The organism is Curtobacterium sp. 9128, from assembly GCF_900086645.1.
Taxonomy (GTDB): domain Bacteria; phylum Actinomycetota; class Actinomycetes; order Actinomycetales; family Microbacteriaceae; genus Curtobacterium.
Map to the genome: position 1 here is coordinate 2342744 of NZ_LT576451.1, position 15458 is coordinate 2358201.

Annotated in this window: 13 protein-coding genes; 5 read left to right on the plus strand and 8 right to left on the minus strand. The window is 70.9% G+C overall.

Features of this window, described 5'->3' with window-relative positions; all coding sequences use genetic code 11:
- Positions 1-71: 71 nt before the first annotated feature.
- Positions 72-2000 (plus strand): 1-deoxy-D-xylulose-5-phosphate synthase, encoded by a 1929-nt coding sequence (dxs, locus tag QK288_RS11255; RefSeq protein WP_281264400.1) that lies wholly within the window; start codon positions 72-74, stop codon positions 1998-2000.
- A 101-nt stretch (positions 2001-2101) separates the two neighbouring features.
- On the opposite strand, the gene QK288_RS11260 is transcribed toward dxs, so the two are convergent.
- The 5 genes from QK288_RS11260 to QK288_RS11280 form a co-directional block, all read right to left on the minus strand.
- Complete coding sequence (locus QK288_RS11260; protein ID WP_281264401.1) at positions 2102-2440, minus strand: hypothetical protein; 339 nt, start codon at positions 2438-2440, stop codon at positions 2102-2104.
- A 175-nt stretch (positions 2441-2615) separates the two neighbouring features.
- On the minus strand, positions 2616-4760 hold the full coding sequence (locus tag QK288_RS11265; RefSeq protein WP_281264402.1) for a 3-hydroxyacyl-CoA dehydrogenase NAD-binding domain-containing protein: 2145 nt from the start codon (positions 4758-4760) through the stop codon (positions 2616-2618).
- On the minus strand, positions 4757-5992 hold the full coding sequence (locus QK288_RS11270) for a thiolase family protein (RefSeq protein ID WP_281264403.1): 1236 nt from the start codon (positions 5990-5992) through the stop codon (positions 4757-4759). The genes QK288_RS11265 and QK288_RS11270 overlap by 4 nt, the downstream gene beginning before the upstream one ends.
- A gap of 108 nt (positions 5993-6100) precedes the next feature.
- Positions 6101-7282 carry an HRDC domain-containing protein gene (locus QK288_RS11275; protein ID WP_281267575.1) on the minus strand — a complete coding sequence of 394 codons (1182 nt, stop codon included), beginning with the start codon at positions 7280-7282 and terminating at the stop codon, positions 6101-6103.
- A gap of 62 nt (positions 7283-7344) precedes the next feature.
- Positions 7345-7893, minus strand: coding sequence for a DUF3000 domain-containing protein (locus QK288_RS11280; RefSeq protein WP_281267576.1), 549 nt, complete (start codon positions 7891-7893; stop codon positions 7345-7347).
- A 71-nt stretch (positions 7894-7964) separates the two neighbouring features.
- Between QK288_RS11280 and QK288_RS11285 the strand changes: the two genes are divergently transcribed.
- Positions 7965-9188, plus strand: a complete 1224-nt coding sequence (locus QK288_RS11285; RefSeq protein ID WP_281264404.1) for an alpha/beta fold hydrolase — start codon at positions 7965-7967, stop codon at positions 9186-9188.
- 68 nt (positions 9189-9256) lie between these two features.
- Here the strand turns inward: QK288_RS11285 and QK288_RS11290 are convergent, their stop codons facing one another.
- The gene (locus tag QK288_RS11290) at positions 9257-9709 is read right to left on the minus strand and encodes a SufE family protein (RefSeq protein ID WP_281264405.1); all 453 of its coding nucleotides are present in this window, start codon (positions 9707-9709) and stop codon (positions 9257-9259) included.
- Complete coding sequence (locus QK288_RS11295) at positions 9706-10611, minus strand: sulfurtransferase (RefSeq protein WP_281264406.1); 906 nt, start codon at positions 10609-10611, stop codon at positions 9706-9708. The genes QK288_RS11290 and QK288_RS11295 overlap by 4 nt, the downstream gene beginning before the upstream one ends.
- 130 nt (positions 10612-10741) lie before the next feature.
- Here QK288_RS11295 and zapE point away from each other — a divergent pair, with 130 nt between their 5' ends.
- The 3 genes from zapE (at position 10742) to QK288_RS11310 (ending at position 14323) form a co-directional block, all read left to right on the plus strand.
- The gene (zapE, locus tag QK288_RS11300) at positions 10742-11749 is read left to right on the plus strand and encodes a cell division protein ZapE (protein ID WP_281264407.1); all 1008 of its coding nucleotides are present in this window, start codon (positions 10742-10744) and stop codon (positions 11747-11749) included.
- A 307-nt stretch (positions 11750-12056) separates the two neighbouring features.
- Positions 12057-13331: an ammonium transporter gene (locus QK288_RS11305; RefSeq protein WP_281264408.1), complete on the plus strand. Its 1275-nt coding sequence runs from the start codon at positions 12057-12059 to the stop codon at positions 13329-13331.
- A 341-nt stretch (positions 13332-13672) separates the two neighbouring features.
- On the plus strand, positions 13673-14323 hold the full coding sequence (locus QK288_RS11310) for a tyrosine-protein phosphatase (RefSeq protein WP_281264409.1): 651 nt from the start codon (positions 13673-13675) through the stop codon (positions 14321-14323).
- Between the two features lie 128 nt (positions 14324-14451).
- On the opposite strand, the gene QK288_RS11315 is transcribed toward QK288_RS11310, so the two are convergent.
- The gene (locus tag QK288_RS11315; RefSeq protein ID WP_281264410.1) at positions 14452-15423 is read right to left on the minus strand and encodes an aldo/keto reductase; all 972 of its coding nucleotides are present in this window, start codon (positions 15421-15423) and stop codon (positions 14452-14454) included.
- Positions 15424-15458: the final 35 nt, after the last annotated feature.

The following is a 15458-nucleotide window of genomic DNA, read 5'->3' on the forward strand; positions in this document are numbered from 1 at the left end:
GCACCGAGCCTCCAGTCCGTCTGCTGGTTGCGCGAATAGCATGGGGCCTTCGCCGCACGAAAGGAGCGCCCGTGAGTCTGCTCGCCAGCATCACGTCGCCGCGCGACCTGAAGCGTCTCTCCGACGCACAGATGACGGAACTGTCCGCCGAGATCCGGCGGTTCCTCGTCGCCGAGGTCGCGAAGACCGGTGGGCACCTCGGGCCGAACCTCGGCGTCGTCGAGCTGACGCTCGCGATGCACCGGGTGTTCGACTCGCCGAACGACCCCTTCGTGTTCGACACCGGCCACCAGTCGTACGTGCACAAGATCGTCACCGGGCGGCAGGACTTCTCGCACCTCCGGGAGCGCGGCGGCATCGCCGGCTACCCGCAGCGGAGCGAGTCGGAGCACGACATCGTCGAGTCCTCGCACGCGTCGTCGTCGCTCTCCTGGGCCGACGGGATCTCCCGGGCCTTCCGGCAGACCGGGCAGCACGACCGGACCGTCGTCGCCATCGTCGGTGACGGTGCGCTCACCGGCGGGATGACGTGGGAGGCGCTCAACAACATCTCGGACGACAACGACCGCCGCCTGGTGATCGTGGTCAACGACAACGGCCGGTCCTACGCCCCGACGATCGGTGGCATGGCGCGCTACCTGAACTCGGTGCGCACCCGTCGCGAGTACCGCGCCCTGTACGAGAAGACCCAGGCGGCTGCGGCTCGCTTCGGTGCTCCGGGGCGTGCGGTGTACCGCGGGATGCGCGGCGGTCTGCACGGCTTCCTGTCGCGGCTGACGAACAACGAGGCCCTCTACTCGAACCTCGACATCAAGTACATCGGCCCGGTCAACGGACACGACCAGCAGGCCATGGAGAGCGCACTCCGGCAGGCCAAGGAGTACGGCGCCCCGGTCATCGTGCACGCGATCACCGAGAAGGGCCACGGCTTCGAGCCGGCGCTGCGCGACCAGGCGGACCAGTTCCACGCCGTCGGGCACATCGACCCGGAGACCGGTGAGTCGCTCGACACCGCATCGGGTCCGTCGTGGACCTCGGTGTTCGCGTCGTCGCTCGCGGACCTCGGTGACGAGGACCCGCGCATCGTGGCGATCACGGCGGCCATGCTCCGGCCGACCGGGTTGCACCTGTTCCAGCAGCGGCACCCCTCGCGCGTGATCGACGTCGGGATCGCCGAGCAGCACGCCGTCACCAGTGCCGCGGGGCTCGCGTACGGCGGACTGCACCCCGTTGTCGCGCTCTACGCCACGTTCCTCAACCGCGCGTTCGACCAGGTCCTGATGGACGTGGCGCTACACCGCGCCGGAGTGACGTTCGTGCTCGACCGCGCCGGAGTCACCGGTCCGGACGGGCCGTCGCACCACGGGATGTGGGACCTCGCACTGCTGCAGGTCGTCCCGGGGATCCGGATCGCGGCACCGCGTGACGCGGCGACCCTCCGCGAGGAGCTCCGCGAGGCGGTGGCGATCGACGACGCGCCGACGGTGCTCCGCTGGTCGAAGGGGCAGGTCGGGCCGGACATCCCCGCGGTGTCACGGCTGTCGGACGGCGTCGACGTGCTGCACGCCGCTGCCGCGTCGGACGACGTGCTGATCGTGGCCGTCGGGTCGATGGTGCCCGTCGCGCTCGAGGCCGCCGCGTTGCTCGAGGCGCAGGGCATCGGCGTCACCGTGGTCGATCCCCGGTGGGTCGTGCCGATCCCGGCGTCCCTCATCGACCTCTCGCGCGACCACCGACTCGTCATCACGATCGAGGACGGTGTGCGTGTCGGCGGTGTCGGGACGCGGCTGCGACAGGACCTCCGCGCGGCTGGTGTCGACACCGGGGTGAACGAACTCGGGCTGCCGGACGAGTTCATCGACCACGCCACCCGCACGCAGATCCTGCACGACGCCGGGCTCACGGCGCAGGCGATCGCCCGCGACGTCATCGACCAGGTCGTCGGGACGAAGCTGCCCCAGGCGAAGCCGGCGCGGTCGCGGGAGTCCGCTGAGCGCTGACGCGGGTCCGGTCGTCTGATCGCATCGCGCCCCCGTGCGAACATCGCGCCCCCTGGTGACGGGGCGCGATGTTCGCCCAGGGGCGCGACGTGCTGTGCTCGCTAGGTCGGCGACTGCTCCCGCACTGCGGCGAGGAGCGCGCGGGCCATCGGACTGAAGAACAGCGCCCGTCCGAGGTCCACTCCGTCGCGGCCTTCGCGGACGATCCGCACGCGGGAGTGGGTGGCGTCGACCCGTTCGAAGGACAGGACGATGTTCTCCGCGCGGAGTGCGAAGGACGTCCGTCGGCCGACGACCGCGCCGTCGGCTCGGACCTCCATCGCGGCGGCACCCGGGACGGCCTCGACGGCCTGGTTGAACAGCGCTGGGACGTCGGCGACGGGTACGGACAGCACCACGGACGGACCGCCGCTCGTCCGAGGTGCCCACCAGTCCTGCATGTCCCGGACGGTACGCCCCAGGTCGTTGCCGTCATCAGCGTGGGTCCTGGCGGCGTGGCGCCCCTCTACGAACATCGCGCCCCGTCGTGACGGGGCGCGATGTTCGTGAAGGGGTGCGGTCGGCCGCTACCGCCGCGGCGGTCCTGCGCGGGCGCGGTCGGCCGCTACCGCGGGGTCAGCGGGACGCCGGGCCCACGATCGCGGGGTCGTGGAACGTGCCGCCGAAGACGCGCTCGGACGCACCGGAACGGTCGAGGTACGGGCTGATCCCGCCGGCCTGGAACGGGTACCCAGCGCCGAGGATCAGCCCGAGGTCGATCTCCTCGACGTGCTCGACCACACCGTCCGACAGCATGCGGTGCAGCTCGTCGGCGAGAGCGTCCTCGAAGCGCTGCTGCATCGTCGCCGCGTCCACGGCGTTCGCGTCCTGCTTCGCGGGTGCGACGAGCTTCACGGCAGCGGGGTCGTAGCCCGTCGCGTTGCCCTTCTTGTCCCGCGTCAGGATGTGTCCGAACTCGGCGATCCGCTTCAGCCCGTCGCCGGGGTAGAAGCGCTCCGGCCAGGCAGCGTGGTGCGAGTCGAGCACGTGCGCACCGACCGGCAGGCCGACGAGCTCGAGCAGCTCGAACGGGGACATCGGCAGCCCGAGCGGCGCAGCACCCTCGGCGACGACCTCGAACGGCGTGCCCTCCTCGACGCCGCGCATGGCTTCGCCGAGCACGCGGGCGAGAACCCGGTTCACGACGAAGCCCGGCTGGTCGGCCGTGACGATCGCCGTCTTCTTGAGCGTCTTCGCGACGGACAGCGCCGTGGCGACGGCCTCGTCCGAGGTCTGCGACGCGCGGACGACCTCGACCAGGGGCATCACGGCCACCGGGTTGAAGAAGTGGAAGCCGACCAGACGCTCCGGGTGCTCGAGCACGCTCGCCATGGACCCGACGGACAACGACGAGGTGTTCGTGGCGAGGATCGCATCGGGGGCGATCACCTTCTCGATGGCGGCGAGCACGTCCTGCTTGACGGACATCTCCTCGAACACGGCCTCGATGACCCAGTCGGCGTCCGCGAACGCGTCGTACGACACCGAGCCGCTGACGAGTGCGCTGATCCGGTTGGCGTCGTCCTGCGAGACCCGGCCCTTCGCCAGCAGCTCGTCGACGGAGGAGCGGATGCGTGCGACACCGGCGTCCACGCGCTCCTGCGAGACGTCGGTGATGACCACGGGGACGCCGAGACGGCGGGCGAAGAGCAGCGCGAACTGCGACGCCATGAGCCCGGCGCCGAGGACGCCGACCTTCGTGATCTTCTTCGGTTCGACGTCGGTCGGTGCGCCGATGGGCTTCTTCGCACGCTTCTGCACGAGGTCGAACGCGTACATCGACGCCGCGAACTGGTCGCCCGAGATGAGGTCGGCGAGGGCGTCGTCCTCACCGGCGAACCGCTCGTCGAGCGAGCCGGACTTCGCCGCAGCGACCAGGTCGAGCGCACGGAACGGCGACTTCGGCACCGTGCCGATCTTCGACGCCACCTGGGAGCGGGCGACCTTGACGACCGTCCCCCACGCGGCCTTCTCGAGCATGCCGGGCTCGTTCTTCCTGACGACCTTCGTGCTGCCGGACACGACGCCGTCGATCCACGCCACGGCGGACGGCAGGAACGTCACCGACGGGATGAGCGCGTCGCCGATGCCGAGCTCCACCGCGGCGGGCCCGTCCATCAGCCGGTTGTTCTTCAACGGGTTCTCGACGATGACGCGGAGCGCCTTCTCCGGACCGATCAGGCGGGGGAGCAGCGTCGCGCCGCCCCAGCCGGGGATGATGCCGAGGAACACCTCGGGGAGACCGATGCCCTGCGCGGCCGAGGAGAACGCGCGGTAGGCGCAGTGCAGTCCGATCTCGAGACCGCCGCCGAGCGCGATGCCGTTGATCAGGGCGAACGACGGGACGCCGAGGTCGCCGAACTTCCGGAGCGTGGCGTGCCCGAGCGCCGCGAGGTCGTGGGCGACGTCCCGTGACGGCACGGAAGCCGCCTGGGAGAGGTCCGCCCCTGCGGCGAAGCAGTACTCCTTGCCCGTGACGGCGACGGCCTGCACGGTGCCGGCGGCCGCCTCCGTCTTGAGCGTGTCGAGCACACCCGAGAGCTCGTGGAGGGTGCGCGGCCCGAGCGTCGACGGACGCTTGTAGTCCTTGCCGTTGTCGAGCGTGATGAGCCCGAGCGTGCCGCCGGACGGCAGCGCAATGTGCTTCAGGTACGAGTGCGTGACGACCTCGTCCTCGGAGAGGGCGAGCAGTCGGTCGTTGTCGACGAGGGTCATGGTCATGCCGCCTTCCGTGCCGCTGACTTGCTGAAGTGCGGGTTCTCCCAGATGACGGTGCCGCCCTGGCCGAGCCCGATGCACATCGTCGTGATGCCGTACTTGACGTCGGGACGCTCCGCGAACTGCGCCGCGAGCTGCGTCATCAGGCGGACGCCGCTCGATGCGAGCGGGTGCCCGACGGCGATCGCGCCGCCCCAGGCGTTCACGTTCGTGGCGTCCTGCGCGATGCCGTAGTTGTCGAGGAAGGCGAGCACCTGCACGGCGAACGCCTCGTTGATCTCGAACAGACCGATGTCCTCGATCGACAGCCCGGCCTTGGCGAGTGCCTTGTCGGTCGCGGGGACGGGGCCGACGCCCATCACCTCGGGGTCGACGCCCGCGAAGGCGAAGGACACCATGCGCATCTTCGGCTCCAGCCCGAACTGCTTCGCGCCGGCGTCGGAGGCCAGGAGGCTCATCGTCGCGCCGTCGTTGAGACCGGCGGCGTTCCCTGCGGTGACCCGGCCGTGCGGTCGGAACGGGGTCTTCAGCGCCGCGAGTGCCTCGAGCGTCGTCCCCGGGCGGGGCGGCTCGTCGCTGGAGACGATGTCCCAGCCCTCGCCGGTGTTCACCTCGACGGGCACCAGGTCGGGCTGCAGCTTGCCGGCGGCCCATGCGGCGGCGTACCGCTGCTGGGACTGCACGGCGTAGGCGTCGGTGCGGTCCTTCGTGATCGCCGGGAACCGGTCGTGCAGCCGCTCGGCGGTCTTGCCCATCACCAGCGCGTCGGCGTTCACCATGCGCTCGGCGATGAACCGCGGGTTCGGGTCGGAGTTGAAGCCCATCGGGTGGCGTCCCATGTGCTCGACACCACCGGCGATGGCGATGTCGGCCGCGCCGAACGCGATCGCGCCGGCGAGGGTCGTGACGCTCGTCATCGCGCCGGCGCACATGCGGTCGATGGCGTAGCCGGGCACGGACTTCGGCAGGCCGGCGAGCATGCCGACGGTGCGTCCGAGGGTCAGGCCCTGGTCGCCCTGCTGCGTCGTCGCGGCGACCGCCACGTCGTCGACGGCCGCGTGATCGAGTGACGCGTTCCGGTCGAGCAACCCGCGCATCGCGTGCACCGCGAGGTCGTCGGCGCGGGTCCGCCAGAACACCCCCTTCTCCCCGGCACGTCCGAACGGTGTCCGCACGCCGTCAACGAAGACGACGTCTGATGCCTTTGGCAAAGCTGGCCTCCAGAAGATCAACATCGATCGAGCCGGACGATCGGGTCGTCCCGCCCTGGTCGGGGCGCACCCCGACGACGCAACCGACGCTATGCCCCACGGCTGAGGAGACGCACCTCGGTTGGTCGGTTCCTACGACGAGGCAGGATCCTCGGTGGACGACTCCTGTCCGGCTGCGACAAAGGCGTCGGCGATCCGCGACGCGGACTCCTCGACCTGCCAGGGCCGTGCGTCGAGCGCGACGAGCGCCGCCGCGACCGACTCGGCAGTGGCCGGTGTGGGCGGCTCCCACGCGATGGAGCGGAGGGAGTCCGGCGTGAGCAGGTTCTCGAGCGGCAGGTCGAGCTCCTCTGCGCGGGCGGTCATCGCGGCGCGTGCTGCCTTGTACCGGCGGTCGGCCTCCGGGTTGCGATCGGCCCACGCACGCGGCGGCGGGAGGGTCGGTTCCCCCTTGCCCCGGAGTCGCGGGAGGTCGTCGGTCGTCCGCCCGGCGTCGACCGCGGCCCACCAGCGGTCGAGCTCGGAGCGGCTGGCGCGGCCGGTGAACGCCTTCAGCGCGGCGAGGTCCTTGCGGGTCTCCGGAGCGGCTGCGGCAGCGGCGACGATCGCGGAGTCCGGGATCGTGCGACCCGGCGAGACGTCGGTCTCCTGCGCGAAGGCGTCACGGGCTTCCCACAGCGAGCGGGCGATCGCCAGGGCACGCTGTCCACGGAGGGCGTGCATGCCGGACAGGCGGCGCCACGGCTCGGCACGCGGGGGCTTCGGCGCCCGGTGCAGGACCGCGTCGAACTCCTGCCGGGCGATCTCGGTCTTGCCGGACTCCTCGAGCTTCGCGGCGAGGGCATCGCGGAGGTCGGGGAGGAGCTCGACGTCGAGCGCGGCGTAGACGAGCCAGGACTGCGGGAGCGGTCGGGTGGACCAGTCGGCCGCGGAGTGGGCCTTCGCGAGCGTGATGCCGAGGAGCTGCTCCACGACGGCGCCGAGGCCGACGCGGGGGAACCCGGCGATGCGGGCACCGAGCTCGGTGTCGAAGATGCGCGACGGGTCGAGTCCGACCTCGCGGAGGCACGGCAGGTCCTGCGACGCGGCGTGGAAGAGCCACTCCTCGTCGACGATCGCGTCCTGCAGTTCCTGGAACGAGCCGATCGCGATGGGGTCGAAGAGGAACGCGCCGGCGCCCCGGCGGAAGACCTGGATCAGGTAGGCGCGCTGCGAGTACTTGTAGCCGCTGGCTCGCTCGGCGTCGACGGCGACCGGGCCGTGACCGGACGCGATCGCGGCGACCGCGTCGAGGTAGTCCGGACGCGACTCGATGACCTTGACCGCGTCGTGTCCCTCCTCGAACGAGGGGACGACGGGGTTCGGTACGGGGTCAGTCACTTCGCGAGCCTCCTGGGGCCGAGCAGCGTCACGCCGTCCGACGACGGGGGCAGTCCTGCGAGCATGGCGACGATCTCCTCCCACGCCTCGACGTGCGCGACGAGGTCGGTGCCGTCGACGTCCGTGACGTGCGGGGTCCACGATGCCCGGAGCTCCAGCTGTGCGCCGTCGCCCTGGGCCGCGAGCTCGCCGTAGCCGCGGGAGATGATCTTGGTAGCGGTGCCCGAAGCGTGGTCGTGCGCCGCGCCGTGCGCCTCGAGTGCGTCGACGAGCCAGCTCCAGGTGACGTCGGCGACGAACTCGTCGACGCCGATCTCCGGTTCGAGCGGGGCCTGCGCGAAGGTCACGATGCGGAACGGCCCGTGCCAGCCCTCCGGTTCGGCGGGGTCGTACAGCGCGATGAACCGCCCGGTGCCGAGGTCCGAGTCGACCCCGTGCGCCGCCCCGGAGACGTCCGCCGCGAGGGCGATCGAGAACGGGGCCATGCGGCTGGGGGACGGGATCTCGGTGACCGTCGTCTCGGTGCGGGTCCCGCCCGATGACACGAACGCGCGGAGCTGCGCGAAGGCCTCGGGCTCTCGGGTTTCGGACACGAATGCAGACTAGGCTCCGGACCATGTCCCGTTCCGCGCGACCCGCCGATGAGCCGGTCCAGGACACCGCCAGGTCGGCCGGGCTCGTCGCCCTCGGAGCCGGCATCGCGGCCGCCGCCGTCGGGACCGCGGTGGTCGGGGGCTTCGTCGCCGCGATCGCCCGGATGGTCGTCACTCCCGACCGCAAGCGCACCGAACGAGTGCCCATCGTGGCCGTCGACCCGGTCCGGAAGACCGTCACGCTGGAGCGGACGCCCGACACCGAGCTGCAGGGGCGCTACAGCCTCTGGTTCGGTGGCGGCACCGGGCACATGCGCGTCGGCGACGTCCTCGGGACCACCTCGACCACGGTCACCCGCAGCATCATCGCCGTCGACGCCGGCGACCCCACGAGTGCCCGTCGTGGCCGATGGGGTGGCTGGTTCTACCTCACCCCCGGCGAGCTCGACGTCCCGGTGGAGGACATCGACGTCCCGACACCGAACGGTCCGGCACCTGCGTGGGTCGTCCGCGCCGACGACCCCGCTGCGCCGTGGGCGGTCCTCGTGCACGGTCGCGGCGTCACCCGCGCCGAGACCATCCGCGCCGTCCCGGTGTTCCGTGCCGCCGGCTACTCGGTCCTCCTCGCCTCGTGGCGGAACGACGGCGTCGCCCCGAAGAGCGACGACGGTCGGTACGGTCTCGGGAGCACCGAGTGGGAGGACATCGACGCCGCGCTCCGCTGGGTCGACGGCCAAGGGGCGACGAGCGTCGTGCTGATGGGCTGGTCGATGGGCGGCGCGGTCGTCCTGCAGACGCTGCTCCGGTCGTCCTTCGCGCGGCTCGTCGACGGCGTCGTGCTCGAGTCGGCCGTGGTCGATTGGCACGCGGTCCTCAAGTCGCAGAGCCAGGCGATGCGGCTGCCGCGGGTCGTCCGGAAGGTCGCACAGCGCGTGCTCCGGACGCCGGTCCTGCACCGGCTCGCCGGCCTCAAGCACCCGGTCGACCTCCGGGAGCTCGACATGGTCGCGAGAGCGGACGAGCTCACCGTCCCGATCCTGCTGCTGCACAGCGACGACGACGGCTTCGTCCCGTCGTCCGCCTCGCACGCACTCGCGCAGGCGCGGCCGGACCTGGTCCGGCTCGAGGTCGCGCACGTCGCGCGGCACACCAAGCTCTGGAACCACGACGCCGACTGGTTCGACGCCCGCATCCTCGCGTGGCTCACCGAGGTGGTCCGGCCGCAGAACGCGACCACCGCCCGGTAGTCGGCCCGAGACGGACGGGAGGCCCGGTGCCAGCTGGCACCGGGCCTCCTGCGCGCGCTCGCTCGCGTTCAGCGCACCGCCACCAGCGCGCGCACCTGGCGCTGCACCCGGCCGAGCATGCCGACCATGCCGCGGATCCGCAGCGGGCTGACCGCCTCGGACAGGCCCAGCGTCAGCGGGTAGTCGGACGGCACCGCGAGCACCTGCTGGGCCGTCAGGCCGGACAGACCCTGCGCGAGGATCGAGGCGAACCCGCGGGTCGTCGGGGCCTCGCGCGGTGCGGTCGCGTGCATGCGGACGACGTCGGGTGCGTCGCCGTCCTCGCCCACGGTGACCGTGATGAAGACGGGGGACTGGCACTCCTCGACGCGCTCGAGTTCGTCCTCGTGTCCTCGGAGTCGCTCGGGCAGTGCCGGGAGCTCGTTCGAGAACTCGAGGAGCAGCTGCAGTCGGTCGGCCTGGGACAGTTCGAGGAAGTCGTCGCGGATCTCGGCGAGTGCCTCCGGGAGTTCGGTGCTCATCGGTTCGGAAGGGTACCCGGCTCCGCTCCCTGGACGATGGGCACGCGCACCGCGCTGCCCCACTCCGTCCAGGAGCCGTCGTAGTTGCGGACGTTCTCGTGACCGAGCAGGTACCGCAGCACGAACCAGGTGTGGCTCGACCGCTCGCCGATGCGGCAGTAGGCGATCACCTCGTCGTCGGCGCCGATGCCGGCGCCGTCGCGGTACACGGCATCGAGGTCGTCGCGGCGCTTGAACGTGCCGTCGGGTGCTGCTGCCGTGGCCCACGGGATGTTCACGGCGGTCGGGATGTGTCCGCCGCGCAGGGCGCCCTCTTCCGGGTAGTCGGGCGCGGTCGTCCGCTCGCCGCTGTACTCCGGTGCGCTGCGGACGTCGACGAGCGGCTTGCCGAGGTGGTCGAGGACGTCCTCCTTGAAGGCACGGACCACGGTGTCGTCGCGCTCGACGACCGGGTACTCGACCGGTGCGGCCTCGGTGCGGTCGGTGGTGAGTGCACGGTCCTCGGCGATCCACTTCGCGCGGCCGCCGTCGAGGAGGCGGACGTCCTCGTGGCCGAACAGCTCGAAGACCCAGAGGGCGTACGCGGCCCACCAGTTGTTCTTGTCGCCGTAGACCACGACGGTGGTGTCGCGGCCGATGCCCTTGCCGCCGACGAGCCTGGCGAAGGCCTCGCCGTCGATGTAGTCGCGCTGCACCGGGTCGTTGAGGTCGGTGTGCCAGTCGATCTTCACCGCGCCGGGGATGTGTCCCGTCTCGTAGAGCAGCACGTCCTCGTCTGATTCGACGACCACGAGGTCCTGCGTGCCGGCGTCGAGCTGTTCCTGCAGCCATGCCGTCGACACGAGTCGTTCGGGGTGGGCGTAGGCGCGGAACTCGGCGGACGGGTCGACCGGTGCGGTCATCGTGGTTACCTCCTGGGTGCGGTGGCGCCGGACTAGGATCGGTGCTCGGCGTCGGGAGCAACGGTACGCGGACGTACCTCGTCCCCGATGCAACGTGACACCGCACGACACGCTTCCCGGAAGGCACTGCATGCCCCAGCACCTGGTCGACCGCGACCCATCGGTCTCCCCACAGCAGATGGCCGCGGCGCTGGTGCCCCCACCCCAGTTCACGGACGCGTCGTTCGCGTCGTACCGCCCCGACCCGGACTACCCGTCGCAGGCAGCGGTCCGCGACGCGGTCGAGTCGTTCGTCGCGACCCGACCGGAACCGGCGAAGCGTGGGCTGTTCGGACGCCGACGCGCTGCGACCACGGACACCGCGCCGAAGTCGGGCGTGTACCTCGACGGCGGGTTCGGCGTCGGCAAGACCCACCTGCTCGCCGCGGCCTACCACGCGGAACCTGGTCGGAAGACGTTCGGCACGTTCATCGAGTACACCGCGCTGGTCGGTGCGCTCGGGTTCCAGGGCACGGTCGACCTGCTCCGTGGGACCTCGCTGGTGTGCATCGACGAGTTCGAGCTCGACGACCCTGGCGACACCATGGTCATGACGCGGCTCATCAAGGAGCTGACCGAGTCCGGCACGCGGTTCGCCGCCACGTCGAACACGCCACCAGGGGCCCTCGGCGAGGGGCGTTTCGCCGCGCAGGACTTCCTCCGCGAGATCCAGGCGATGTCGGACCGGTTCGAGACGATGCGGATCGACGGCCTCGACTACCGCCGACGCGCGGTCGACGAGTCCGCCGCGGTCGTGTCCGACGTGTCGTCGTCGTTGCCGTCGTCCGGCGAGGTCACGCTCGACGACTTCCGCGCCGTCGTGGCGCACCTGGCGACCGTGCACCCGTCGAAGTACGTCGCGCTCGTGGACGGGCTCGACGCGGTCGGCCTCACCGACGTCGCGGCGTTCACCGACCAGACCGACGCGCTCCGGTGGGTCGCGCTCGTCGACCGGTTGTACGACGCCCAGGTGCGGATCGTCGCGTCGGGGACACCGCTCGACGACGTGTACCCCTCGTCGATGCTCGACGGCGGGTACCGCAAGAAGTACCTGCGTGCCGCGAGCCGCGTGGTGGCCCTGACCCGCGCCGTGGACTGAGCCACCCGCTCAGCAGAACGGTCACACCGGGGCCGCGCCGGGCCTCCAGGGCGGGTTGCGCGACGCCTGTCGGGCACCGTCCGGACGGACTGCGCGAACTCGTGGCCCCCGTCCAGGGGGTCGCGAGGCCCCGGTAACACGACGTTTACACAACGCCCCGTCGCGTTACACCCGCGAAACACATCGTGCTCCCTCGCGAAACGTCACCTCGCCAGACTCTGTCCTACCCGAGGCGGACACGTCGGTGCCCCCGATGCACAGCAAGCACCGCCGACGTGGTGACCGCACTGCAATCGAGAGGTGAGACATGCTTGATCAAGGCAACACGACCTTCGTGTTGGTGATGGCAGCGCTGGTGTTGTTCATGACACCCGGCCTGGCGTTCTTCTACGGCGGACTGGTGAAGGCCAAGTCCGTCATCAGCATGATGATGATGTCCTTCGGGGCGATCGCACTGGTGAGCGTCCTCTGGGTCGTCTACGGCTACGCGATCGCCTTCGCCAACCACGGTGACGGCACCGCGGTCTCCGGTGTCGTCGGCTTCTTCAGCATCGACTGGAACCAGATCGGCCTCGGGCAGGCGTTCGAGGAGGCCAAGGCCTCGACGATCCACGCCGCGTACCCCTCGATGGCGTTCGTCGGCTTCCAGGCCACGTTCGCGATCATCACCGTCGCCCTCATCTCCGGCGCGATCGCCGACCGTGCCAAGTTCGGCGCGTGGATGGTCTTCGCCGGCGTCTGGGTCACGGTCGTCTACTTCCCCGTCGCCTCGTGGGTCTTCAACCTCACCTCCGGTTGGGCCGCCACGTGGGGCGTCATCGACTTCGCCGGTGGGACCGCGGTGCACATCAACGCCGGTGCGGCGGGTCTCGCGCTGGCGATCGTCCTCGGCAAGCGCGTCGGGTTCGCCAAGGGCGCGCACAAGCCGCACAACCCGCCCTTCGTCCTCCTCGGTGCCGCGATCCTCTGGTTCGGCTGGTTCGGCTTCAACGCCGGGTCCGAGGGTGCTGCTGACGGCATCGCCGCGATCGCCTGGGTGAACACCCTCGCAGCCCCGGCCGCCGCCATCCTCGGTTGGCTCCTCGTCGAGAAGCTCAAGGACGGCAAGGCCACGTCGATCGGTGCCGCATCGGGCGCCGTCACCGGACTCGTCGCGATCACCCCGGCGTGCGCAGCGCTCACCCCCGGCTGGGGCATCCTGCTCGGGTTCCTCGCGGGCATCGTCTGCTGCTTCGCGATCGACTGGAAGTACCGTCTCGGCTTCGACGACTCGCTCGACGTCGTCGGCGTCCACCTGGTCGGCGGTATCTTCGGCACGCTGTTCCTCGGCATCTTCGCCAACGACACCGGCCTCATCTACTCGGGCTCGTTCGCGCAGCTCGGCAAGCAGGCCGCTGCCGCCGGAGCGGTCGGTGCGTACTCGTTCGTCCTGGCCTTTATCATCGGTTGGATCATCGAGAAGACGATGGGCTTCCGCGTGAAGACCGAGGACGAGGTCGCGGGCATCGACACGGCCGTCCACGGCGAAGAGGGCTACGTCCTCTACGAGGAGCGTGACGAGACCCCGGTCTCCGTGCGCTAGCGCTCCCCTCTCGAGCGACGGCCCCCGCGTGCGCGCGGGGGCCGTCGTCGTGCGTGGGGGTTTGGGTGGGGTGGGGTGCGGGTGCTTGTCGACTCGGAACGACATCGTCGCTGTCGTACGACATCGGCGTTGTCGTCCGTTCACACCCGCGGATGTCGGCGTGCGCAAGGAGCGACACGATCGTCGTCGTACGACAGCGACTTCGTCGTTCCGAGTCGGGCGGCGCGGGCGGGTGCTGGTGGGGCGTGCGGCGCGGGCGGGTGCTGGTGGGGCGGGCGCTGGGGCGGGTGGGGCGGGCAGGCGCGGACGGGCGCGGGCGCGTGCTGTGGGAGGGTGGGAGCATGACGACGACGTCGATGCTGACCAACCTCCGCGAGGTCGGGGGAGCCGGGTTCCAGGACGGCCGCACGCGCCGGGTGTACCGCGCGAACACCGAGCCGGACCTCCCCCCGAGCGTGTACCCGACCGGGGTCGCCGTGGTGGATCTGCGACGGGACGACGAGATCGCGCGGGTCCCGCATCCCCTCGCGAGCGAGCCCGGCTACCGGGGCGTGCCGCTCTTCGACCCGTCCACCGTCGAGTCAGGGGCGGACGCCGTGCAGCTCGAGGAGCAGTACGTCGACTGGCTGACCCGGCACAGCACGGGGATCGCGGATGCACTCCGCGCGATCGCCGACACCGACGGGGACGTGCTCGTGTGCTGTTCGGCGGGGAAGGACCGCACCGGGGTCATCAGCGCGCTGCTGGCCCGGCTGTGGGGAGCGTCCGTGGACCGCGTCGGCGAGGACTACGCAGCGAGCGCGGACGGACTCGCGGAGCGGTTCGCCGCCGAACGAGCGGTGAGCACCGACCCCGAGGCGACGGCCGTGGCGCAGCGCTGCGTCCCGGAGGTCATGACGACGGTCATCGGGCACCTGGAGTGGCGCTGGGGCAGCGTCGAGGACTACCTGCGGTGGATCGGGCTGACGGACGACGAGATCCGCGCGCTCTGAACGCGACCACATGACGGGAGGCTCCCACCGGGCACGGCCGGACCGCCGCTGGCGCGTCGCTCCGGAACCGGCCGGCGGGGCCCAGGTGCGCGTCCGACGCGCACCGAGCCTCCAGGCCGTGCTTCAGCTCACCAGGCGTAGTCCTCCGGGGAGGTCTTGTGCCCCGGGAAGATCTCGTCGAGGCGCGTCAGCGCCGACTCGTCGAGACGGATGTCGACGGCGTTGACGGCCGACTCCCACTGCTCCATCGTGCGCGGTCCCGTGATCGGTGCCGTGATGCCCGGCTGGTGCAGCAGCCACGCGAGTGCGAGCTCGCCGGGGGTGTGGCCGAGTTCCTTCGCGAGCGCCTCGTACGCCGTCAGCTGGTCACGGTGCCCCTCGACGTACTCGGCGCTCCGGCCGCTCAGCCGCCGGGAGCCCTGCTCGGTCTTCTCGATGATGCCGCCGAGGAGACCGCCCTGCAGCGGCGACCACGGGATGACGCCGAGGCCGTAGTGGCGGGCGGCCGGCAGGACCTCTCGCTCGACGTCGCGGACGACGAGGTTGTAGATGGACTGCTCGCTGACGAGTCCGAGGAAGTTGCGGTGCTTCGCGGCCTCCTGCGCCTGGGCGATGTGCCAGCCGGCGAAGTTCGACGAGCCGACGTAGAGCACCTTGCCCTGCGCGACCGCGATCTCCATCGCCTGCCAGATCTCGTCCCAGGGGGTGTCACGGTCGACGTGGTGCATCTGGTAGAGGTCGATGTGGTCGGTCTGCAGACGACGCAGCGACGCGTCGAGGGCCTGGCGGATGTTGTACGCCGACAGCTTCCCGCCGTTCGGCCAGTCGATCATGTCGCCGTAGACCTTCGTGGCGAGGACGGTCTTCTCGCGTCGGCCGCCGCCCTTCGCGAACCAGCGGCCGATGATCTCCTCGGTGGCACCCTTGCCCACCGAGCCGCCGTAGCCGTTGGCCGTGTCGAAGAAGTTGACGCCGAGCTCGTGCGCCCGGTCCATGATGGCGTGCGAGTCGTCCTCGCTGGTCTCCGGTCCGAAGTTCATCGTGCCGAGCACTGCTCGCGACACCGACAACCCTGTCCGTCCGAGGTGTGTGTAGTCCATGGATCGTGTCTACGCCGCCACGGCCGGACGGTGAG